Here is a 23,155-nt window from a genome sequence, read left to right as displayed (position 1 = left end):
AGGCTCCAAAATTGGCCACGGGTTCGGACATTTGGCGCGGCTAGTGGCATGCCGCCGAACCCCGCTCTCAATGCGACCGCTTGCGCCCATCCTGCGCATCAATCTCGGCGTTCAGCCGGTCCTCGTCCCAACTCTCGGCCAGCGCCCGCCGCATAATGTCCTGCTGGCTTGGCGGCGCCATGCCGCCGACCGGCGCGTCGAGGTCGAGATTGGCGGGGAAAGGATAGCCCTCGGCCGTCGCGGCCACGACAGTGTCCGCCTCTCGCCCCGTCAATGCCCCGCCTTCGGCCAGCGCCTTCAGATGGGGATAGACCGCTTTGCTCAAGCGGCTGCGGTCGACGATCTCGATCGAGCGGCCATAGGCAGACCCGATCTGCATGAGATTGGCAAAACGCTGCACATCCGCCGTCCGGTTCTCGCCCGCCGCGTGGAAAGTCGCCGGATTGAAGAAGACCATATCGCCTTTCTCCAGCGGCAGTTGCACATGGTTCGCCTCGAAATAGGCGCGGAAGTCCGGGCGATGAATGGCGATATAGCCCGGCAGGTAACTCTGTGAATAAGGGAGAAGCTTCGTCGGCCCGCTCTCCAGCGGCATGTCGCTATGCGCCACCGCGCCCTGAAGCGTCAGCAATGCCGACAGCGCATGCTGCGAGGCAGGGTAGTCGCGCAGGACCTCCTCGGTCTGGAATCCCATGTGATAGTCGCGGTGCGGTGTCTGTGCCTTGCCTCCGGGCCGGACGACATTGACCTGCGTGGTGATCTGGTAGCAGGGGCCAAGCCAGGCCTCGGCCACGCGCCGCACGGTCTCGTTCGCGTTGTAGCGCGCGAAAAGTGCGGGATCGCGGACCCCGAGCTTTTCGTGGGCGTTCCAAAGGCGGCTGTTCGCCCCGGCGGCAGCGAAGTGATCGCCCTTGCCGGGTCGGGCCGCCTCTTCCTCGGCAATGATGGCGCTCAGCACCTCCGTCACCCCATCCAGCAGGCCCGTATCGGCATGCCCGCCCCGGATCGCGATGATGCCCGGTCCGGACGAGAACGCGTGATTGAACTCGGCCATCACCACCCGCGCCCTGCCCTCGTCCGCAAAACCGCGCGACAAAACTGTGCCGTCATAGACCGGTATGTTCTTCACCACCTCCGCCGCATTCGGGTAGTCGTCCGCCTTGGTGTCCCGCTCCACATGCGCCGCAAACTCTGCAACGTCGCAATCGCCCGCGCCCAGCCAGACGCCCGCCTCTGCAGCTTTCCGATCCAGCATGCTCTCCTCCCGCTCGCATGTTTCCTTGCATCACCCTAGCAGTTTGGAGGATGCTTCCCGCGCATCGGAATCCATCAAAAACGCATCAAAATGGCCCATCGTTTTCTCGTGAAGGATATCGCGCTTCAGGCCGGGCTCGGGACCGCCACAGTGGACCGGGTTCTGAACGGACGCGGCGGCGTGCGCCAGCAAACCGCCGACCGCGTCCGCCATGCGATAAGCGAACTGGAGGCGCAGGCCGGGCAGCTTGCCGCATCCGGCGTCAAGCTGATCATCGACCTGGTCGTCGAGGCGCCACAAAGCTTCCGCGACGCGCTCGATGCCGCGCTGAAATCCGAACTGCCCCTGATGCGGCCCGCCACGTTCCGTGTCCGCGCCGACACCCGCACCCATTTCCCCGAACCCGGTCTGGAACGGGTCCTTGACCGCGCGGCGCGGTTGGGAAGCCACGGTGTAATCTTCATGGGCCCCGATACCGCACGGGTTCGCAGCGCGATCTCACGCCTGATCGAAAGGGGTGTGCCGGTCGTAACACTCGCGACCGACCTGCCCGACACACAGCGCACCGCCTATGTCGGGCTCGACAACGCGCTCGCGGGCCGGACGGCGGCCTGGCTCATTCACCGCTGGCTGGGCGCTGCCCGAACACCGCGCCTCTTGATCACCGTCCGCAACGACCGCTTCAGCGGCGAGGAGGCGCGCGAGGCAGCCTTTCGCCAAGCGGTTGCCGCTCTGATGCCGGGCGCGCGGCTCGACAGCATCGTGGAAGGCCATGATACGGTTGAGTTTTCCCGGCGCATTACCGAGGCCGCGCGTTCCGCGCCGGTCGACGCGCTTTATTCCATCGGCGGCAACAACCGGCTGCTTCTGCGCGCGATCGAGGCGGCGGGGCGGCCGCGACCGCATTTCATCGCGCATGATCTCGATGCCGACAACCGGTCCCTCCTGACCGAAGGGCTGATCGACATCGTGCTCTACCATGATCTTGCCGGGGATATCCGCAATGCCTGCCGGGCGATCCTCTCCGCCCGCAGCCGGGGCGCGATGCCGGCACCGCCTGACGGGGCGGCACTTCTTCTGGCGCTTCCGCCGATGATGAGCTGAACACCCGCGAAGAAAAACGGCCCCGGTTTCCCGGGGCCGCGAAGGTCACTCTGCCGCGTCCATGTAGCTTTCGACCGGCGGGCAGATGCAGACGAGATGCCGGTCGCCATAGACGTTGTCGACACGACCGACCGGCGGCCAGTACTTGTCCACACGGAACGATCCCGGCGGGAAGCAGCCCTGTTCGCGGCTATAGGGCCGGTCCCACTCGCCGATCAGCGCATTCACCGTATGGGGCGCGTGTTTCAGCGGGTTGTTCTCCGCGTCGATCTCGCCCTTCTCGACCGCGGCGATCTCGTCGCGGATCGACAGCATCGCAGTGATGAAGCGGTCAAGCTCGGCCTTGGTCTCGGACTCGGTCGGCTCCACCATCAGCGTGCCCGCCACCGGCCAGCTCATCGTTGGCGCGTGGAACCCGTTGTCGATCAGCCGCTTGGCGATATCGTCGACAGTGACATGGGCGCTGTCGGCATAGGGACGCGTGTCGAGGATGCATTCATGCGCGACCCGGCCCTTGCCGCCCTTGAAGAGGATGTCATAGGCCCCTTCCAGCCGCTTGGCGATGTAGTTGGCGTTGAGGATCGCCACCTTGGTCGCCTGCGTCAGCCCCTTGCCGCCCATCATCAGGATATAGGCCCAGGAGATCGGCAGGATGGAGGCCGAGCCCCAGGGTGCCGCCGAGACCGGCCCCTCCTCGCCCCCCGTCACCGGATGACCTGGAAGGTGTGGTGCCAGATGCGCCTTGACGCCGATCGGGCCCATGCCGGGACCGCCGCCGCCATGCGGGATGCAGAAGGTCTTGTGGAGGTTTAGGTGGCTGACATCGCCGCCGAGGTCGCCCGGCCGGACAAGACCCACCATGGCGTTCATGTTGGCCCCGTCGATATAGACCTGCCCGCCATGGTCATGGGTGATTTTGCAGACCTCGCGCACGGTTTCCTCAAAGACGCCGTGGGTGGAGGGATAGGTGATCATGCAGGCCGACAGATTCTCACCCGCCGCCTCTGCCTTGGCGCGGAAATCCTCCACGTCGATATCGCCGTTCTCGGCCGATTTGACGACGACGACCTTCATCCCCGCCATCTGCGCCGAGGCCGGGTTGGTGCCATGGGCCGAGACCGGGATGAGGCAGATGTTCCGATGCGCTTCGCCGCGCGACCGGTGATAGGCCTCGATTGTCAGAAGACCCGCATATTCACCCTGAGCGCCCGAATTCGGCTGAAGGCTCATCGCATCATAACCGGTGATCTCGCAGAGCTTGGCCGAGAGATCGTCGAACATCTCGCGATACCCCTCGGTCTGGTCGGACGGCGCGAAAGGGTGCAGGTTTGAGAATTCGGGCCAGGTGATCGGCATCATCTCGGCCGCCGCATTCAGCTTCATCGTGCAGGAGCCCAAGGGGATCATCGCCCGGTCGAGCGCAAGGTCGCGGTCGGCGAGGCGGCGCATGTAGCGCATCATCTCGGTCTCCGCCCGGTTCATGTGGAAGACCGGATGGGCGAGATACTCGCTCGTGCGGACAAGGTCGTCCGGGATGTTGAAGTGATGCGTCAGGTCATCGTCCTTCTGATCGATCCCGAAGGCGCGCCAGAGCCGTTCGATGGTCAGCCGCCGCGTCGTCTCGTCGATGGAAATCCCGACCTTCGTCGTTCCGATCTTGCGCAGGTTGATGCGTTCGTCCCGCGCGGCTTTCAGCACCGCGCCCTGCATCGCGCCGACATCCACGGTGATCGTGTCGAAGTAATGCTTGGGCTCCACCTTGTAGCCCGCAGCCTCAAGCCCATGCGCCACACGCACGGTCTTGCGGTGGATGCGCTGGCCGATGGCCTTCAGCCCCTGCGGCCCGTGATAGACAGCGTAGAACGACGCCATATTGGCCAGCAGCGCCTGCGCCGTGCAGACATTCGACGTGGCCTTTTCGCGGCGGATATGCTGCTCGCGCGTTTGCAACGAAAGGCGATAGGCCTGACCGCCCTGCGCATCGATCGAGACGCCGACGATCCGGCCCGGCATGTTCCGCTTGTGCGCGTCCTTGCAGGCCATATAGGCCGCCGACGGCCCGCCAAAGCCCATCGGCACGCCGAAGCGCTGGGTGGACCCCACGGCGATATCCGCCCCCATCGCGCCCGGCTCCTTCAGGAGCGTCAGCGCCATGATGTCGGCGATGACGATGCCCACGGCATTCGCCTCGTGCAGTTTCGCGATATGGGGCGTGAAATCCGTCAGATGGCCGTAGGTGCCGGGATACTGGAAGATCGCGCCAAAGACCTTGGCCGGGTCGATCTCTTCGGGGTTGCCGACAATGATCTCGATGCCGATGGGGGCCGCGCGGACCTTCATCACCTCGATATTCTGCGGATGGCAGTTTTCGTCGATGAAGAAGGCCGTGGCCTTCGACTTCGCCGTCCGCTGGGCCATGGTCATGGCTTCCGCCGCCGCCGTCGCCTCATCCAGAAGCGAGGCATTGGCGATCTCAAGGCCCGTCATGTCGCAGACCATGGTCTGGAAGTTCAAAAGCGCCTCAAGGCGGCCCTGCGAAATCTCCGGCTGATAAGGCGTATAGGCCGTATACCAGGCCGGGTTTTCAAGGATATTGCGCTGGATCGCGGGCGGACAGACGGTGCCGTAGAAGCCCTGCCCGATCATCGAGGTGAAGACCTGGTTCTTCTTCGCGACCTGCCGCATGAACCACAGAAGCTCGCGTTCCGACTTGGCCTTGCCGAAATCCAGCGGCTTTTCCTGACGCAAGGATTTCGGGATCGTCTGGTCGATCAGTTCATCGAGGTCCTTCACCCCCAGCACCTTGAACATCTCCTCCATCTCTGCCGGAGACGGGCCGATGTGGCGGCGGTTGGCGAAGTCGTAGGGCAGGTAGTCAGTGGGGGTGAAGGGCATCTTTCGCTCCGTTATCCGATAAGCGCGTTATAGGCGGCTTCGTCCATCAGCCCGTCCAGCGCGGACTTGTCGGCAAGCTTCATCTTGAAGAACCAGGCCTTGCCGGTCGGGTCTTCGTTCACCATGCCGGGATTGTCGGCCAGTTCGTCGTTGACCTCGACGATCTCACCATCCAGCGGCGCACGGATGTCGGACGCGGCCTTGACGCTCTCGATCACGCAGATCTCGTCGTCCTTCGACACGGTCGTTCCCGCCTCGGGCAGTTCGACGAAAACGACATCGCCGAGTTGCTCAGACGCATGCGCCGTGATGCCTACGGTGACGATATCGCCCTCGGCGCGCAGCCATTCATGATCTTCGGTATATTTCATGGGTCTTTTCCCCTGCTGGTTAACGTTTGTATTGGTTGGGTTGGAATGGCATGGGCGAGATGACGGCCGGCAGACGCTTGCCCCGGACCTCGCCGTAAACAACAGTGCCTTCGCTCAGATCGGCGGGCAGACAGGCCATCGCCATCGGTGCTTCGATCGAGGGGCCGAAGCCGCCCGAGGTGATCGCGCCGATGGCAGCACCGCCTTCGGCACTGGCGAACACTTCCGTCCCCTCGCGCATCGGCGCACGGCCCTCGGGGCGCAGCCCGACGCGGCGGCGGGCGGGACCTTCGGCCAGTTCTTTCAGGATGCGCGCCGCGCCCGGGAAGCCACCCTCACGGGCACCACCTGCCCGCCGTGCCTTCTGGATCGCCCAGGTCACATTACCCTCAACCGGGCTCGTGGTGGTGTCGATGTCATGACCGTAAAGGCACATGCCAGCTTCCAGCCGCAGCGAATCGCGGGCGCCGAGCCCGATGGGCGCAACCTCTTCCATCGCCAGAAGCGCGCGGGCAAAGCTGACCGCAAATTTCTCAGGCACCGAGATTTCGAACCCGTCCTCGCCGGTATAGCCAGACCGCGAAATCCACAGCTCGGCCGTATCCCATTGGCGGATGGCGACATCCATGAATTTCAGATCGACCGCATCCGGCACCAGCCGGGCCAGCGCCGCCTCAGCTGCCGGTCCCTGAAGCGCAAGAAGCGCGCGGTCGGTGACCATGCCCAGATCGCAGGTATCACCCAGATGCGCCTTCAGATGGGCGAAATCCTGATCCTTGCAGGCCGCGTTGACCACCAGGAACAGATGATCGCCGCGATTGGCGACCATCAGGTCATCCAGAATCCCACCCTCGTCATTGGTGAAAAGTGCATAACGCTGGCGGCCTTCCTTCAGCCCGAGGATATCGACCGGTACCAGCTTTTCCAAAGCCAAAGCCGCGTCTTCGACCGCGCCCGACTTCGCACTCATCAGGATCTGGCCCATATGGCTGACGTCGAACAGCCCCGCCGCCGCGCGCGTGTGAAGATGCTCCTTCATCACGCCCATCGGATATTGAACCGGCATCTCGTAACCCGCGAAGGGCACCATCTTGCCGCCAAGCTCGATATGCAGGTCGTATAGAACCGTACGCTTCAGATCGGCCATGCCGTCCTCCCTCTGTCACGCCGGTCTATGGTGTCCGGCATCGCCAAGGGCGGTCAAGACCGCCCGTTCCGATGCCCCCTCTGTCCTTTCGCCTGAGATCGTTATCCCTTCGGCGGCCCATCGGGCTCTCTCCAGAGTTTCAGCCGTCAGACCGGTCCTTGCGCCTGAGAGTTTACCGGGGCGGTTGCTCCTTCGGCACCAGACGGGGCCGTGCGGCCCCTCCGGATTCTCCCGGATCTGACATAGCCTGAATACCCGGTTCGCCACCGTTCTGGCAAGCCTGTATGCAATGGGATACATTCTTGCGTGTTAGCGCATGTCTGCTGAAACATGCTTGCGCATCCACTGCCGCCGCGCCAAGGATCAGCGCATGGCAAACGATCTCCACCCCGCCTTCTTCGGCTACGGCTCGCTCGTGAACCGGGCGACGCATGACTACGCGCCGGGCGAAGCAGTGACGCTGACAGGCTGGCGCCGGGTCTGGCGGCATACGCGGCTGCGCGACTGGCCTTATCTCTCGGCCGAACGCGCCGACGGACAGATCGACGGGCTGATCGCCGCCGTGCCCGATGACAATTGGGCGCTTCTCGACCAGCGCGAGGCCGCCTATCGGCGTCACCCCGTCGCGCACGACCATGTCACCACCGCGCCCCTCTGGGCGCACCGGATCGAGATTTACGCGGTGGACGATGTCCATGGCGTGGCCGCGAACCACCACCCGATCCTGCTCAGCTATCTCGATACCGTCGTACAGGGTTTCCTGCGCGAATTCGGCGAGGCGGGCGTTGCGCGTTTCTTCAACACCACCGCGAACTGGACATCGCTCCTCGACGACCGTGCATCGCCGCATTATCCCCGGCATCAGGAGACCAGCGCGGCGGAACGGCGACTGGTCGATCATCATATCGACGCCCTCGGCCTCAAGCGCCGAAAGGTTTGACCCGGAGAACGAGGATGAGAACGGATTTCGACCGCGAACTGGAAAAACGTCTTGTGCGCTACACCGCCATCGACACGCAAAGTGACGATAGCACGGGAACACAGCCCAGCACCGCGATCCAACTCGACCTTCAGCGGCTTCTCATTGACGAACTGACGGCGATCGGCGCCACGGACGTGCGGCTGACCGACTACGGCGCGGTGCTCGCCACGATCCCGGCCACGGCGGAAAACGCGCCGACGATCGGCTTTCTCGCCCATGTCGACACCGCGCCGCAATTCAACGCGACCGGGGTCAAACCGGTCGTGCATCGCAACTACAATGGCGGCGCGATCAGCTTCGCCGACGCGCCAACCCTGACACTGACACCCGAGGTCTCGCCCTATCTCGGCCAGAAGTCCGGCCATGACATCATCACCGCCAGCGGCACGACGCTTCTCGGCGCCGATGACAAGGCAGGCGTCTCGGTCATCATGACCGCCGCGCGCCACCTCATTGCCAATCCGGACATCCCGCATGGTCCGATCCGCATCGCCTTCACGCCGGACGAGGAAATCGGCGCGGGCGTCGACGTGCGCCTGCCCGCCGATCTCGGCGTCGATTTCGCCTATACGTTCGATGGCGGTGAAGTGGGTGAGATTGAGTACGAGACCTTCTCGGCCGATGGCGCGACGGTGACCGTGACAGGCGTCTCGATCCATCCCGGCTGGGCCAAGGGCAAGCTCGTCAACGCGCTCCATCTCGCCGCGAAGATCGTCCAGACCCTGCCCCATGTGACGATGACACCCGAAACGACAGAGGACCGCGAGGGCTTCATCCATATCTACGATATGAAGGGCTCGGCCGCCGAGGTGGTCATGAAAATCATCCTGCGGGACTTCGAGCGCGACGGGCTGGCCGCCAAGGGCGAATTGCTTCGACAGGTCTGCGCTGCGGTGCAGGCGACCGAACCGAGGGCCGAAATCAAATGCGAGATCAGGCCGCAATACCGCAACATGCGCTACTGGCTGGAAAAGGACATGGCACCGGTGGAGCTTGCCCACGCAGCCTGCCGGGACCTTGGGCTTGAACCGGTCTCGATACCGGTCAGGGGCGGCACCGACGGGTCGCGGCTGACCGAAATGGGCGTGCCCTGCCCCAACCTCTTCACCGGCATGCAGGAGATTCACGGACCGCTGGAATGGATCAGCGTGCAGGACATGGCGGTGGCAACGCAACTGTTCCTGAAAATCGCGGAGCGGGCGGCGCCAAGGTAAGCAACTGGGTTTCGACCCAGCTTGCCGGACCGATTATAGCGTTTCAGGTTTGCGTTGTTTCAACCACAACCCTAAACGCTTTAACCCTTCGCCCGGACCTTCTGCAGAAGCGGCATCAGCTCGGCCATTTCCGGACCGTGCGGCTGACCGGTCAGCGCATGGCGCAAGGGCATGAACAGCCCCTTGCCCTTGCGGCCGGTCTTTTCCTTCACCGCAGTGGTCCACTCGCCCCAGGTCGCCTCGGTATATGGCGGCTCGGGCAGCATGGACATCGCCTCGGCCACGAACTCCGCATCCTCCGGCGCGATCACCGGCTCCGCGCCGTCGCGGCAAAGCACCCACCACGCGCCGAGATCATCGAGCTTCGTGATGTTCTGCGACGCGACGCGCCAGAAGCGTTCGGCCATCTCTGCTGGCACGCCAAGGCTCGCGATCCGGTCCTTCACCGCCTCGAAGGGCAGCGCCTGATTGCGGGCACGGGTCAGCGGCCACAGATCCTCGGCATCGAACTTGGTCGGCGCCGCGCCGAACTGGCTGAGCTCGAACCCGTCGGCAATCTCGTCCAGGGACATCATCAGTTCCACCGGCTGCGAGGAGCCGAGCCGCGCCATCAGGCTCAGCAGCGCCTCCTTGGCCACGCCTTGCGCCCGCAGATCGCGCAAGGAAAGCGTGCCAAGCCGCTTTGACAGGCCCTCACCCTGCGGGCCGGTCAGCAGCGAATGATGCGCGAATGCGGGCGGCGTGCCGCCCATCGCGCGCATGATCTGCACCTGCGTCGCCGTGTTGGTCACATGGTCGGCACCACGCACGATATGGGTGATGCCCATGTCGATATCGTCCACCGACGAGGCGAAAGTGTAAAGCACCTGACCATCCGCACGGATCAAGACCGGGTCCGACACGGAAGCGGTGTCGATCGACACATCGCCCAGGATACCGTCGGTCCACTCCGTCCGCTGCTGGTCGAGCTTGAAGCGCCAATAGCCGTCGCGCTCCGCCCTCAGCTTGTCCTTCTCCGCCGCCGACAGGCCCAGACCCGCCCGGTCATAGACCGGCGGCTTGCCCATGTTCAAAAGCTTCTTGCGCTTCAGATCAAGCTCAGTCGGCGTCTCGAACACTTCGTAAAGATCGCCCGAGCCGCGCAACTCTTCCGCCACCTCGGCATAGCGGCCCAGCCGCTCCGACTGCTTCTCGACCCGGTCCCAGTGCAGGCCAAGCCAGTCGAGGTCCGCCTTGATCCCGTCCGCATATTCCTGCTTCGACCGTTCCTGATCGGTGTCATCCAGACGCAGGATGAAGGTGCCGCCGGTCTTGCGGGCGATCAGATAGTTCATCAGCGCGGTGCGCAGGTTGCCCACATGGATATAGCCGGTGGGCGACGGGGCGAAGCGGGTCACGGTCATGGATAGGTCTCCTGTCGCGCCCCCTCTTTCACAGGACGCGCATTTTGTCCATATGAGGGAGGGTTAGGAGAGACGTATGAACGACTGGCTGGGGCGCACAGCGCCCGACCTTTACACGATCGAACAGATGGCGCGGGCGACGGTCTCTGACCTGCCGGCCCAGTTCGCCACGCCCGCGCGCGCGGTGATGATCCGGATTGAGGACTTTCCGCCCGAGGATTTCCTCGACGAGATGAACATTGAAAACCCGTTTGAATTGACCGGTCTTTATGACGGTATTCCGCTGACCGAGAAGTCGGTGATGGACGTCGTTGACCGGCCCGACACGATCTGGCTTTTCCGGCGCCCGATCCTGGACGAATGGGCCGAACGCGGAAATGTCTCGCTCGGCCAACTCGTCGCGCATATCATGGTCCACGAACTCGCCCACCATTTCGGCTGGTCGGACGAGGACATTGCCGAGATTGACCGCTGGTGGGAATGACGGGCAGCAGCGGCACCGCTTTTCCACGCAAAACGCCAAATTATTGAGCAAAAGCATCGCCTCGCGATCAATCAAACGGCAATGACGCAAAGAACGCGCCGCCCGAATTGACAAGGCAGCCCAATGCATGCGGCATAATCAATGCAACGTTGGGGGGTAATCGGCCGCATGATCGCAGACAGACGGGCAATCCGCGACGCGCTTTCGGCCAACCTTTGCACGACCGCTGTACTGGCCTCCGTCGGGGCACTTAAAACGCAGGTCTGCGCACTTCGCACCTGCCTCGTGCTCGGCAAGGATGCCATTACTCAGATTGTCCGTGATTATCATTGGTCTCATCATCCGCCCCTTCGTTGGGTCGGATTCGAATTCCTGTTGGAGGAATATCCCGTGGACGGTCAGACTTACTTCACTGAATTGATTGATCCAAACCCGCAGCTGTTGCGTAACCCTGTCACGAGGCGAGGTGGGATGGGGAAACGTGTTCGATCAAAAGCGCATGGATCGGGAAGATAAGAGGAGGCGCGCGTTGAGCCGTTTTCGGAACTCTATGGCAGAGATGAGGGCGGGCGCCGTTCTTATTTTGTGTTGGGCGGCGGTGCCGGCTCAGGCCCAGGACCGGGACGCGATGCTCTTCCACGACTCGAATGGCCTGACCGTGCGCGGTCACCTGCAATTTGGTTTTAACGCCGTCAGCGAACAGAACCTGTTCTGGGACCTCGCCGCGACGACCGCGCCGGGCAGTGGGTATGACCCTGACACGAACTGGCTGGAAGTGTATATCAAACCCGGTATCAGCTTCGAGTATCAGCTCGACGCAGGTGCCGTGGTTTATGGCAAACTCTCGGCTGTATCGTCCTATACGCTGGGCACCGACGCCTTCGACACGGGCGACACCGGCGCTACAACGCTCGAAGAGGCCTATCTCGCCATCCGCGGCGATCAGGGCAGCGGCCTTTCCTACGATGTGTCGCTCGGTGCACGCGAATTGACCCTCGGGACCGGCATGCTGATCGCAAGCGGAGGGACCAGCGGTTTCGAACGCGGCGCGCTGAAGTTCGGCCCACGCAAGGCCTGGGAAATGGCCGCAATCGGACGCCTGACCTACGGGAACGTCACCGGGACGGCGTTCTATCTGGACCCGAACGAGTTGCCATCCACCGACGGCGGCAACCAACTCGCAGGTGTCGATCTGCGCATGGATGACCCAAGGGGCGGTTATCTCGGGGCCACATTCGTGGACGTGCTCAAATCCGACTCTCCGTACCCTCAGGCAGCACCCGGCGGCGTTGGCGCGCCCACGGTAACGCCCGGCGCTCGGGAAGACACCAAGACCCTGAACATTTACGCCAAGACGAACCCTTTCTCAGGCGGCCTGGAAAACTGGACCTTTACGAGCGACCTCGCCTACCAATGGAATGACCGGATCGACATGGAGGCCTGGGCCGGTCGCCTTACGGCCGGCTATACGTTTGCAGGCTTGCCATGGTCGCCAAACCTCACACTGGGCTACCAGACCTTTTCGGGGGATGATCCGAACACGTCGAAACTCGAACGGTTCGATCCGCTCTACTATCAGGGCAGCCCCAGCGCTTGGGCGACAGGGTCCAAATCGGCCTCGACCTTTATCAACTCGAACGCGAACGCGCTCACGCTGGCACTCAGGGTCCAGCCGACACGGCAGGATACCCTGACACTGCGGTACGCGCACATCCGGGCGAACGAGTTGAACAGCCCTGTCCAGTTCGGCCAGGCGACCCGTGTGGACATCAACGGAAATGTTGTGTCAGGCGTGACGGATGCGCATCTCGCTGATGACATCTTCCTTGAATACAGCCGCATCATCAACCGAAACACTTTTCTGACGGCCGGCGCTTCCGTCTCCTTCCCAGGTACGGGGATAGACAACGTCATCGGCCAAAACGCTGACCCGTGGACTGGAGGATTCGTAAATGTCGTCTTCAATTTCTAAGGCAGCTCTGATCGCGGTCAGTTTCGGTATGAGCGTGACGTCAATGGCCACGGCCCAGAACGCGCCGCTTTCGGCCCAGGACTCGGACCCGCGGGTCATGGGCTGGATGGAAGGTTTCCCACCGCCGCCGGACAAGCTCATCACCCAGCCGGACTCAAACTTTTTCAGCTTTCCCAAGTTGCGCTGGTCGGTCTGCCACCTGCGCGAGTTCCTGCCGACCGAAGAAGTCAGCCGCGGCCTCGGCGCACCGGTACCGCTCGACTATCTGACGCCCGCCGAGTTCGCCGAGACAGCGCGTGAAATTGATGCACTGACCTTCACCCCGATCGATGGCGACGCGCCGATGACGTGGGAGCAATCTCTCTACGCCAACTACACCGACGGCATCCTCATTCTGCACAAGGACCGCGTGGTCTACGAACGCTATTTCGGCTGCCTCGCCGAGGACGGCAAGCACGCGGCGATGTCGATGACCAAGTCCGTCACCGGCCTTCTGGGAGAGATCCTTGTGGCCGAGGGTGTTCTCGACGATACGGCACTGGTCCGCGACATCATCCCCGAGATCGGCGACAGCGCCTTTGCCACCGCGACCGTACGGGAAGTCATGGATATGACGACCGGCGTCCAGTATTCGGAAAACTACTCCGACCCCAATGCCGACATCTGGCTTTATTCCAGGGCGGCAAGTCCGTTGCCCAAGCCCGAAGGTTATGAGGGCCCGGACGGGTATTGGGAATACCTTCAGCAGGTGAAGCCCGAGGGCAATCACGGCGATCAGTTCCACTACAAGACCATTAACTCCGATATGCTCGGCTGGATGATCAGCCGCGTCACGGGCAAGTCAGTGACCGAGCTTGCCTCTGAACGGCTCTGGCGGCGCATGGGTGCCGAACAGGACGCCTACCAGACGGTCGACGGCAAGGGCGTGCCCTTCGCTGGCGGCGGCATTTCGGCCGGCCTGCGCGACCTCGGCCGGCTCGGTCTGCTGATGCTGAACGCGGGCGAGATCAACGGCGAGCGCCTTTTCCCGGCCGATGTCGTGGACAATATCCGCGCCGGCGGGGACCCGGCAAAGTTCGCGGGCTTCCCCACGATCCCGAATGGCAGCTACACCAGCCAGTGGTGGGTCTTCCACAACGATCACGGCGCCTTTGCAGCACGCGGCGTTCACGGGCAGACGATCTATGTCGATCCGACAGCCGATATGGTTCTCGTCCGGTTCGCCTCGTTCCCGCAGGCGCAGAACGGCTTTATCGATCCGACATCGCTGCCCGCATATCAGGCTGTTGCGGAATATCTCATGTCACGATGACCAGCGCGTCAAACGCAGCCGCGCGACCGTTACAACACAAGAATCTGATGCCGGCGACGCCTGCGTTGACTTAGGTTTTTTTGAATCGAAGAGAGAGGCTGCCATGACCACCAATCTTACCCGTCGTCACGCTCTGCTGGCCGGGGCCGCCGCACCGCTTGTTGCCCTTGCCGCTACACCTGCTCGCGCCGGGGCTGAAATGAAAGGCACGACCACACCGCTTTTCAGCCGCTTCAAGCACGGCGATTTCGAGGTGACGACGCTCCTCGCCGGGACCAGAAAGGTGGACGAACCGCAGACGATGTTCGGCATGAATGTGAGCGCCGAGGATTTCGCCACCGTCTCTGACGCAGCGCATATCCCGGCCAATATCGCCCAGTTCTTCATCACGCCGACCGTCGTAAACACAGGGTCCGAACTGGTTCTCTTTGACACCGGGCTCAATGCCGAAGGCATCACCGCCGCGCTGGCAGCCGCCGGATACACGCCCGATCAGGTCGATACAGTCGTCATCACACATATGCATGGCGACCATATCGGCGGGCTGAACTCGGAGGCTGGCGACACCTTCCCAAACGCCCGTTACGTCACCGGATCAACCGAGCACAATCACTGGTCGGCGGCAGGGAACGAGGGCTTCGACGGCAAGGTCAGGCCGCTCAATGACAAGTTCACCTTCCTCGACGATGGCGGCAGCGTCGCCTCCGGCATCACCGCGATTGCCGCGCATGGCCATACGCCGGGCCATATGGGTTACATGATCGAAAGCGGCGGCAAGGGGCTGGTGCTGATCGCCGATACCGCCAACCACTATGTCTGGTCACTCGCCAAACCCGACTGGGAGGTGAAGTTCGACATGGATAAGGTCGCCGCGGCTCAGACCCGCCGCAAGATGCTCGGCATGATCGCCGCCGACCGGCTGCCTTTCATCGGCTATCACATGCCCTTCCCCGCCACCGGCTTCGTCGAGGCCGATGGCGACGGATTCCGCTATGTGCCGTCCTCATATCAGCTTATGCTTGGCTGAAACCGAACGCCGCCGCCCCTTGCCGGGTGGCGGATTTGCGGTCAGGGTCGGGGAAATGATGTAGGCCCATGACCCCGATCCTGACCGTAACCCTCAACCCCGCGCTTGATATCGCCACTGCGGCCGACGCGGTCCGTCCGGGGCCGAAGCTGCGCTGCGATATTCCGCAGGTGGACCCCGGCGGCGGCGGCATCAATGTCAGCCGGGTGATTGCCCGGCTGGGTGGCGCCTCAACCGCCTTCGTGGCGCTCGGCGGCGCGACGGGTGAGCGTCTCTCCACAGCACTCGCCGCCGAGAACATCGTGACCCATCCCTACCCCGCCCCGGGCGAGACAAGGGAAAGCCTTTCGGTCACAGACCGGGCCACTGGCGGTCAATATCGCTTCGTCCTGCCCGGCCCGGTCTGGACCGCCCGGCAGGGCAAGGCCGTCATGTCAGCCATCGCCGATGCAGCACCTGAAGGCGCGCTCGTCGTCCTTTCCGGCAGCCTGCCGCCGGGCCTGCCTGACGACCTTCCCGCCCGCCTGACCCGGTCGTTGGACCGCAAGGCCGCACGTCTTGTCCTTGATACCTCAGGTACGACGCTGACCCGCGCAGCCGCCCCCGCCCGGCCCGCCCATGTACTGCGCATGGATGAGGCCGAAGCCGAGGCGCTGGCGGGCGGGCATCTGAAGACAAGAGGCGACAGCGCCGATTTCGCCGAAGCCCTCGTGCGACGGGGCGCGGCCAGGATCGTGATCATCGCGAGAGGGGCGGACGGATCGGTGCTGGCCAGCGAGGACGAACGCTGGTTCGCCAAAGCCGCCGAGGTACCAGTGAAAAGCAAGGTCGGCGCGGGCGACAGCTTTGTCGCCGCCTTCACGCTCGCACTGGCCAATAACCGCCCCCTGCCCCGCGCCCTACAGGAGGGCATGGCCGCAGCATCGGCGGCGGTCATGACCGAGGCAACGGACCTTTGCCGCCGCCAAGACTTCCGTCGTCTGATCGCGGAGTGTCCGGTGGGGCCCGTCTGAAACCTCATGAAATTAAGGTGGGTTCAAACCCACCTTACGAGGGTTGGCCGATTGAACGGCGCTGGATGCCCCGCCGGGTCACAGCGCCCCCTCGTCCGTCAGCGACATTGGTCTCGTAGTCGACCCGTCGGAATAGGCGATGCATTGCCAGCGCGCCTGCTGCGGCCCGACGCCGACGATGACCTCGGTTCCGGCCTCGGAATAGCTGGATGAGAGCAGAACCACATCGGGGTTGCCTGTCTCGGCTGTTACCGCCTGCAAACAAGCCTGATCTGCGGCACTCGGCATGTCGGCGTTCGACAATGGCAGTGCCGAGGCCGACGCGTCTCCGCTGCCCTCGATCAGAAACTCCCCGGCCGCCCATCCCTCGTAACCGGGGTCTGCCAGCGTCGCCACCCGGCACCACCGGCGCCCCTCGGCCATGCGGCAGCCGAGATTGCGGAGGTTCGTGCCGTTCGCCAGAAGCGTGACAAGCGCGGCCCCCGCCGAAGGTTCCGCACGAAGATTCAGCCCGCTGCCCGACGTTTTCACCGCGTAAAAATCCGGCCCGCCCGCAAGCCCGTCCGCATAGTCGCCCTGAACCACCTCTCCGGTCGCGCCGGTGATCGCGATGTCGAGCGTGAAGTCCGACCGCTCACCGCGCCGGGCGGCAGCCCGCATCATGTAGACCGAAATCGTATAGTTGCCTGAGGCCGGCAATGCCGCTTCGAAGCGATTGAGATCGGGAACACCGGCACCGGTCATTCCGCTGTTTGCGATTGCCTGGCCTCCCGGACCGCTGCCGGGCGCATAGACGTTGAAATAGGTCGCAAGGTTCGAAGGCGCGAGCGCCACCGTCATCTTCTGACCCGCCTCGGCGCCGACGATGTAGGAGACCGATTCATATCCAACAATCTGGTCGCGGATCGTGGTGCCGCTTGCCCCCGCCGCGAAATGCACCTGTTCGGTGCGGATATCCTGAGCAAAAGCAGTACACGGAATGCACAGCAGGCAGAACAGTGCGAGCCTCGACAAAAAGCATTTCATTCCGGTCTCCCCTAGATCCGTTGCAAGAATTGGCGCGTCCAGACCCTGTTGATGGTAGTCGAATTTTCTCTTAGGGCTCAACCGGCCAATGCGACGCCAGATCATCCAGACCCGCCCGGATCAGCCGCCTCAAGATCTCCTCGTCAATATCCGCCAGCTTGTTGATATAAAGGCAGGATTTTCCAATCCGGTGCTTGCCCAGATCCTTCAGGATCGGACTGAAATCCGTATAGCCCGGCATGATATAGATCGTCAGCCCCGCCTTTCGCGGCGAAAATCCGGTGGCAAGATAATCCCCCTCGCGACCCGTCGCATAGCGGTAGTGATAACGGCCATAGCCAATGATCGACGGGCCCCACATCACCGGCCCGAACCCCGTCACCCGGCGAAAGATCGCATCGAGGCGTTTTGCATCCGACCTGCGGCGGTCGGGTTCCACCGCAGCAAGAAACGCGGCGACGGACTGCCCCGTCGCGCGGGTCTTGTTTTCCGTTCGGGTCATTCTGAGACCCAGCATAGCGGTGCTGAGCCGACCGTACCAGCAGACCTCTTAGCCCTCGTCGCGCCAGCGGTTCACGATCGGATAGCGCCGGTCGAGCCAAAAGGCCTTGCGCGTCAGCCGGGGCCCCGGTGAGGACTGAAAACGCTTGTATTCGCTGAGATAAATCAGCCGCTCCACCTTCTTCACCATGTCGCGGTCAAACCCCGCCGCGACAACCTCAGCCACGGACTGGTCACGGTCCACCAGCCGTTCCAAAACCGCATCCAGAACCGCATAGGGCGGCAGGCTGTCCTCGTCTTTTTGGTCGGGCCGGAGTTCCGCCGAAGGCGGCTTGTCGATGACACGTGCCGGAATGACCTCACCCGCCGGACCCATCATCCAGACCCGGTGGTTGGCGTTGCGCCAGCGGCAGGTCTCGAAAACCCGCATCTTGTAGAGGTCTTTCAGCGGGTTATAGCCCCCCGCCATGTCGCCGTAGATCGTGGCATAGCCCACCGCGACCTCGGACTTGTTGCCCGTTGTCAGCAGCATCTCGCCAAACTTGTTCGACAATGCCATGAGCAGCAGACCGCGCAACCGCGACTGGATATTCTCCTCCGTCAGGCCGGGCTCCGTCCCCTCGAACAAGGGTGCCAAGGCCTCTGTCACCGCCGCGCGGGGACCGGATATCGGGATCGTATCCAGCCGGCAGCCCAGCGCCTTCGCCACGCTGCCCGCATCCTCCAGAGAATGGGTGGAGGTGTATTCCGAAGGCAGCATGACACAGCGGACATTCTCCGACCCCACTGCATCGGCGGCGATGGTGGCCACAAGCGCCGAATCCACTCCGCCGGACAGCCCGAGCAACACCTTGCCGAACCCGGTTTTGCCAAGATAGTCGCGCAAGCCCTGCACCATCGCGCGGTAGTCCTGCTCCCATTCATCGGGGCGGGCATCAAGCTCGGTCCGGACCGCCTGCCAGCCCTCCTCGCCCTTCTCGAAATCCACATGCCGGATGCATTCGTCGAAGACCGGAAATTGCGCGGCCAGTTCCGCGCTGGGATTCAGCACGAAACTGCCGCCGTCAAAGACCTGATCGTCCTGCCCGCCGACCATGTTGAGATAGACGATAGGCAGTTGCGTTTCGATGACACGCGCCACCATCACATTGACCCGCACGTCATATTTGTTGCGGTAATAGGGCGACCCGTTGGGCACCAGCAGGATCTCGGCCCCGGTCTCGGCCAGCGTCTCGGTCACATCGTCGAACCATGCATCCTCGCAGATGGGGGTGCCGATACGGACCGGCCCCACGGCATAGGGGCCGCTGACCGGGGCGGATGTAAAAAGCCGCTCTTCGTCAAAGACGTTTTCGTTCGGAAGATGATGTTTCAGAATCCGCGCCGCGACCTTGCCGTCCTTCAGCACATAGTAGGCGTTGTAAAGGCCGCTCGCGTCGCGGTACGGCCCGCCGATGCCCAGAAGCGGCCCGTCGGCACAGGCGCCGGCCAACCTGTCAATCTCGTCCATCGCCGCATCGACAAAGGCCGGTTTCAGCACCAGATCCTGCGTCTGATAGCCGGTGATGAACATCTCGGTCAGCGCGACCATGTCCGCCCCGGCGGCGCGGCCCTGTTCCCAGGCGGCACGGGCCTTGGCGGCATTGGCCGCAAGGGCGCCGACAGTCGGATTGAGCTGTGCCAGTGTCAGGCGAAAGGTTTCGGACATGCGTTTTCCCGGTATTTTGCCTCCTGTCTTACCAGACCTGCCGCCGAGGGAAAGCCACCGGCGGAACCCAAGGCGGCACGACGTCATCTGCGCCGGGTTGTCACAACAGGGCCGGGCAATTAGGCTCCGGAACGGGTGCCGATGACGCGACCGGCCGAGCTTTCGGCGTTGCGGTGGTCCGGTCGGCGATTGCAGGGCGAGGTCAACCATGCTGCGCGGCGGTTCTGGAATACCGGCTTTTCTGGTGATGATGACCATCGGCGCGGCCGGAACGGCCACGGCGCAGGAAACCATCGTCAAGGAATATGAGAACGGCGGCATCTACGAGGGCACGTTCAAGGACGGCAAGCAACATGGTCACGGCACCTACAGCCTTCCGGACGGGTACGAATATTCTGGCGACTGGGTCGAGGGCGAGATTCTCGGCCAGGGCAGGCTGAGATATGTCAATGGCTCGGTCTACGAAGGCGCTTTCGTCAAAGGCCAGCCGCATGGAAAGGGCAAGATGACCTTCGCCAATGGCGGCAGCTTTGAAGGCGACTGGGTTGAAGGCGCGATCGAAGGTCAGGGCCGGCTCGAATACTTCGACGGTTCGATCTATGAGGGCGCATTTGCGAAGGGACGGCCGCATGGCAAGGGCACGCTCCGCTATCCCAGCGGCTGGACCTATGAAGGCGACTGGGTCGAGGGCGTCAACCAAGGCACTGGCAAGATCACCTTCCCGGACGGCTCGACCTATGAGGGCGACATGCTTGCGGGCAAGATGGCCGGACAGGGCAAGCTTATCCGAACGGATGGCACCGTCTATGAGGGCAACTGGGCTGGGGGCAGGCTGAACGGCATGGGAAAGATCACCCGTCCCGACGGCTCATCCTATGAAGGCGGGTTTGTGAACGGCAAGCGCGACGGCAGCGGCCGGGCGAACTATGCCAATGGCAGCAGTTACGAAGGCGGTTTCGCGAACGATCTCTTCCACGGGAAGGGGACGCAGCGCGACGCGAACGGCTACAGCTACGAAGGCGACTGGGTCGAAGGCCGCAAGCAGGGTAACGGCAAGGCGACCTATCCCGACGGTACGGTCTATGAGGGTGCGTTCCGCGACAATCACTTCGAGGGGATCGGCACGATCACCGCCCCCGATGGCGTCAGCTTTACCGGTGCCTGGGCCAATGGCGCGATCGGCGCAAGCGGCACCAAGCGCCTGCCCGACGGCCGGGTCTATGAAGGTGGCTTCAAGGACGGCAAATACCATGGTCAGGGTACGATGACCTATCCCAGCGGCCAGGCCTATACTGGCGACTGGGCTGAGGGTGTGCGCAGCGGTCAGGGCACCGCGACCTATGCCGACGGGGCGGTCTATACCGGCCAGTTCGAGAATGACCGGCGCCATGGCACGGGTGAAATCGTGATGCCGGACGGGTTCCGCTATTCCGGCGACTGGCAGGCGGGGCGCATGCATGGACAGGGGGTTGCGACCTATTCGAACGGCGATGTCTATGAAGGCGCGTTTGTCGACGGTCAGCGCGAGGGCGAAGGTGTCCTCCGCTACGCAACGGGCGAGGTCGCCTCGGGCACCTGGACCGGTGGCGCGCTGACCGGCCCCGCCCCGGAAGCACCGCCCGCGGACGCGACCGAACCGCCGCCCGATGAGCCCGCCGCGGCGGAGCCGGAGGCGACCGGGACCGCGAACTGACCGCACGCGGTTGCCATACGTTTTGCCGACACTTGGCCGACGGTTTGCTGACCCATGCCTGCCCCGGGCGGGGGTGGTTTGAATACCACCTTGCAGCCTTGATCCAACCGCCCGAAATTTCCGCTTTTCCTTTCTCCCTCCATCGCTATAGTCACGCCCCATGACACGGAGCTTTCATATCACGACCGCCCAAGGTGCATCGCGCGCCCGGTCACTTCGTGCCCTTCTCCTCCTTAGCCGCCTCTGAGCGTGCCACCCGGCGCGACCGCTCAGAGGTGACCCTGCGCCAGGCAAAGCTAAGGTAGACAAGTGAGATCAGGACAATGACCGAAAAGACCAAGCAAGACCGTGTGGTGATCTTCGACACGACGCTGCGCGACGGGGAACAATCGCCCGGCGCGACGATGACACACGAGGAAAAACTCGAAATTGCCGAGATGCTCGACGAGATGGGCGTTGATATCATCGAGGCCGGGTTCCCGATTGCCTCGGAGGGGGATTTCGAGGCCGTCACGGCGATCGCCAGACAGGCGAAACAGGCCGTGATCTGCGGCCTCGCGCGCGCCAACTTCAAGGATATCGACCGCTGCTGGGAAGCGGTGAAACACGCGAAACGGCCCCGAATTCACACCTTCATCGGCACCTCGCCCCTGCACCGCGCCATCCCCAATCTGGACATGGACCAGATGGCCGAACGCATCCACGACACCGTGACCCATGCCCGCAACCTCTGCGACAACGTCCAGTGGTCGCCGATGGATGCCACGCGGACCGAGCACGATTACCTCTGCCGCGTGGTGGAAATCGCGATCAGGGCGGGCGCCACGACGATCAACATCCCCGATACGGTCGGCTATACCGCGCCGCGCGAAAGCGCCGACCTGATCCGCATGCTGATCGACAAGGTGCCCGGCGCCGATGAGGTCGTCTTCGCCACCCATTGCCACAACGACCTCGGCATGGCGACGGCCAATGCGCTGGCCGCGGTCGAGGCGGGTGCGCGGCAGATCGAATGCACGATCAACGGCTTGGGTGAACGCGCGGGTAATACGGCGCTGGAAGAGGTCGTGATGGCCCTGAAGGTCCGCAACGATATCATGCCGTTTTACACGCAGATCGACACGACGAAGATCATGAACATCTCGCGCCGCGTCGCCGCCGTCTCGGGCTTTCCGGTGCAGTACAACAAGGCCATCGTCGGCAAGAACGCCTTTGCCCATGAAAGCGGCATCCATCAGGACGGGATGCTGAAGAACGCCGAGACGTTCGAGATCATGCGGCCGCAGGATATCGGCCTCGCCGGAACCTCGCTGCCGCTGGGCAAGCATTCGGGCCGCGCCGCCTTGCGGTCGAAACTGAACGATCTCGGCTATGACCTCGCCGACAACCAGCTCAACGACGTCTTCGTGCGGTTCAAGGCACTCGCTGACCGCAAGAAGGAAGTCTATGATGAGGACATCATCGCGCTGATGAGCGATCAGGCATCCGAGGGTGCCGGGGACCATATGCAGGTCAAGTTCCTGCGCGTGATTTGCGGCACCGAGGCACCGCAATCGGCCGACCTCATCCTGACCGTCGAGGGCAAGGATCAGCAAGTGACGGCGCAGGGTGACGGCCCCGTCGACGCCACGTTCAACGCCATCAAGCGGATCTTCCCACACAACGCGCGGCTCGCGCTCTATCAGGTCCATGCGGTGACGGAGGGCACGGATGCGCAGGCGACAGTGTCGGTCCGGCTGGAGGAAGACGGCAAGATCGTCACCGGCCAGTCGTCGGATACCGATACGGTCGTGGCCAGCGCCAAGGCCTATGTCAGCGCGCTGAACAACCTGATCGTGAGACGGGCCAAGACCAAGCCGGAAGAGTTAAAGTCGGTTTCGTGAAAATTTTGTACGGCCATAACCGCTAATTCAGCTAAAAATGTTCGATAAGTGAAGCATGGCGGAATGCTGCAATACGCATTCCGCCGCCCCCTTTCGCATTTTACCGCCCACGCCTATAAGGGTTACCGGCCTGCGTCCCCCGAGTCGCGGGCCGCAATCTGTTTG

The 23,155-nt window shown here is 63.2% G+C and carries 19 protein-coding genes and 1 riboswitch; of the genes, 11 read left to right on the top strand and 8 right to left on the bottom strand.

The genetic code is table 11. The features are described 5' to 3' along the window. Positions 1 to 67 precede the first annotated feature (67 nt). A complete protein-coding gene (locus OEZ71_RS18290; protein WP_263741519.1) occupies positions 68 to 1,255 on the bottom strand; it encodes a phytanoyl-CoA dioxygenase family protein in 1,188 nt (395 codons plus the stop codon). Positions 1,256 to 1,345: 90 nt separating this feature from the next. On the opposite strand from OEZ71_RS18290, the gene OEZ71_RS18285 reads away from it, so the two are divergent. Beyond that, positions 1,346 to 2,359: a LacI family DNA-binding transcriptional regulator gene (locus OEZ71_RS18285; protein WP_263741518.1), complete on the top strand. Its 1,014-nt coding sequence runs from the start codon at positions 1,346 to 1,348 to the stop codon at positions 2,357 to 2,359. 45 nt (positions 2,360 to 2,404) lie between these two features. Here the strand turns inward: OEZ71_RS18285 and gcvP are convergent, their stop codons facing one another. Genes gcvP through gcvT form a run of 3 tightly spaced genes read right to left on the bottom strand, consistent with a single transcriptional unit; the run spans position 2,405 to position 6,772 of the window. Continuing rightward, entirely contained in the window at positions 2,405 to 5,254 is a 2,850-nt protein-coding gene (gcvP, locus tag OEZ71_RS18280; protein WP_263741517.1) for an aminomethyl-transferring glycine dehydrogenase, read from the bottom strand. 11 nt (positions 5,255 to 5,265) lie between these two features. After that, entirely contained in the window at positions 5,266 to 5,625 is a 360-nt protein-coding gene (gcvH, locus tag OEZ71_RS18275; RefSeq protein WP_263741516.1) for a glycine cleavage system protein GcvH, read from the bottom strand. A gap of 19 nt (positions 5,626 to 5,644) precedes the next feature. Next, positions 5,645 to 6,772, bottom strand: coding sequence for a glycine cleavage system aminomethyltransferase GcvT (gene gcvT / locus OEZ71_RS18270; RefSeq protein ID WP_263741515.1), 1,128 nt, complete (start codon positions 6,770 to 6,772; stop codon positions 5,645 to 5,647). Between the two features lie 143 nt (positions 6,773 to 6,915). Further along, positions 6,916 to 7,016, bottom strand: a riboswitch (glycine riboswitch). A 126-nt stretch (positions 7,017 to 7,142) separates the two neighbouring features. Here gcvT and OEZ71_RS18265 point away from each other — a divergent pair. Continuing rightward, positions 7,143 to 7,712, top strand: a complete 570-nt coding sequence (locus OEZ71_RS18265; RefSeq protein WP_263741514.1) for a gamma-glutamylcyclotransferase family protein — start codon at positions 7,143 to 7,145, stop codon at positions 7,710 to 7,712. Between the two features lie 14 nt (positions 7,713 to 7,726). After that, positions 7,727 to 8,968, top strand: coding sequence for a peptidase T (gene pepT / locus OEZ71_RS18260; RefSeq protein ID WP_263741513.1), 1,242 nt, complete (start codon positions 7,727 to 7,729; stop codon positions 8,966 to 8,968). Positions 8,969 to 9,048: 80 nt separating this feature from the next. Here the strand turns inward: pepT and gltX are convergent, their stop codons facing one another. Next, a complete protein-coding gene (gene gltX / locus OEZ71_RS18255) occupies positions 9,049 to 10,371 on the bottom strand; it encodes a glutamate--tRNA ligase (RefSeq protein ID WP_263741512.1) in 1,323 nt (440 codons plus the stop codon). A 76-nt stretch (positions 10,372 to 10,447) separates the two neighbouring features. On the opposite strand from gltX, the gene OEZ71_RS18250 reads away from it, so the two are divergent. From OEZ71_RS18250 to OEZ71_RS18225, 6 genes are all read left to right on the top strand, one after another. Beyond that, a complete protein-coding gene (locus OEZ71_RS18250; RefSeq protein ID WP_263741511.1) occupies positions 10,448 to 10,855 on the top strand; it encodes a metallopeptidase family protein in 408 nt (135 codons plus the stop codon). 168 nt (positions 10,856 to 11,023) lie between these two features. Continuing rightward, a complete protein-coding gene (locus tag OEZ71_RS18245; RefSeq protein WP_263741510.1) occupies positions 11,024 to 11,371 on the top strand; it encodes a hypothetical protein in 348 nt (115 codons plus the stop codon). Then, positions 11,337 to 12,827 carry an alginate export family protein gene (locus tag OEZ71_RS18240; RefSeq protein WP_263741509.1) on the top strand — a complete coding sequence of 497 codons (1,491 nt, stop codon included), beginning with the start codon at positions 11,337 to 11,339 and terminating at the stop codon, positions 12,825 to 12,827. Before OEZ71_RS18245 ends, OEZ71_RS18240 begins: the two co-directional genes overlap by 35 nt. Continuing rightward, positions 12,808 to 14,139, top strand: coding sequence for a serine hydrolase domain-containing protein (locus OEZ71_RS18235; protein WP_263741508.1), 1,332 nt, complete (start codon positions 12,808 to 12,810; stop codon positions 14,137 to 14,139). The genes OEZ71_RS18240 and OEZ71_RS18235 overlap by 20 nt, the downstream gene beginning before the upstream one ends. Before the next feature lie 103 nt (positions 14,140 to 14,242). After that, positions 14,243 to 15,166, top strand: coding sequence for an MBL fold metallo-hydrolase (locus OEZ71_RS18230; RefSeq protein WP_263741507.1), 924 nt, complete (start codon positions 14,243 to 14,245; stop codon positions 15,164 to 15,166). A 68-nt stretch (positions 15,167 to 15,234) separates the two neighbouring features. Continuing rightward, positions 15,235 to 16,179 (top strand): 1-phosphofructokinase family hexose kinase, encoded by a 945-nt coding sequence (locus OEZ71_RS18225; RefSeq protein ID WP_263741506.1) that lies wholly within the window; start codon positions 15,235 to 15,237, stop codon positions 16,177 to 16,179. Positions 16,180 to 16,257: 78 nt separating this feature from the next. Here the strand turns inward: OEZ71_RS18225 and OEZ71_RS18220 are convergent, their stop codons facing one another. From OEZ71_RS18220 to OEZ71_RS18210, 3 genes are all read right to left on the bottom strand, one after another. Then, positions 16,258 to 17,205, bottom strand: coding sequence for an SH3 domain-containing protein (locus OEZ71_RS18220; protein WP_263741505.1), 948 nt, complete (start codon positions 17,203 to 17,205; stop codon positions 16,258 to 16,260). 70 nt (positions 17,206 to 17,275) lie between these two features. Beyond that, a complete protein-coding gene (locus tag OEZ71_RS18215) occupies positions 17,276 to 17,707 on the bottom strand; it encodes a DUF1801 domain-containing protein (RefSeq protein ID WP_263741504.1) in 432 nt (143 codons plus the stop codon). Positions 17,708 to 17,755: 48 nt separating this feature from the next. Further along, positions 17,756 to 19,414 (bottom strand): NAD+ synthase, encoded by a 1,659-nt coding sequence (locus OEZ71_RS18210; protein ID WP_263741503.1) that lies wholly within the window; start codon positions 19,412 to 19,414, stop codon positions 17,756 to 17,758. Positions 19,415 to 19,664: 250 nt separating this feature from the next. Here OEZ71_RS18210 and OEZ71_RS18205 point away from each other — a divergent pair, with 250 nt between their 5' ends. Both OEZ71_RS18205 and OEZ71_RS18200 read left to right on the top strand, forming a co-directional pair. Next, complete coding sequence (locus OEZ71_RS18205) at positions 19,665 to 21,107, top strand: MORN repeat-containing protein (RefSeq protein WP_263741502.1); 1,443 nt, start codon at positions 19,665 to 19,667, stop codon at positions 21,105 to 21,107. A gap of 323 nt (positions 21,108 to 21,430) precedes the next feature. Further along, positions 21,431 to 22,990, top strand: a complete 1,560-nt coding sequence (locus tag OEZ71_RS18200; RefSeq protein ID WP_263741501.1) for a 2-isopropylmalate synthase — start codon at positions 21,431 to 21,433, stop codon at positions 22,988 to 22,990. Positions 22,991 to 23,155 lie beyond the last annotated feature (165 nt).

Source organism: Albidovulum litorale, assembly GCF_025751495.1.
GTDB classification, from domain to species: Bacteria; Pseudomonadota; Alphaproteobacteria; order Rhodobacterales; family Rhodobacteraceae; genus Albidovulum; species Albidovulum litorale.
Note: the sequence above shows the minus strand (reverse complement) of the source record. Positions and strands in the feature narration are given on the sequence as shown.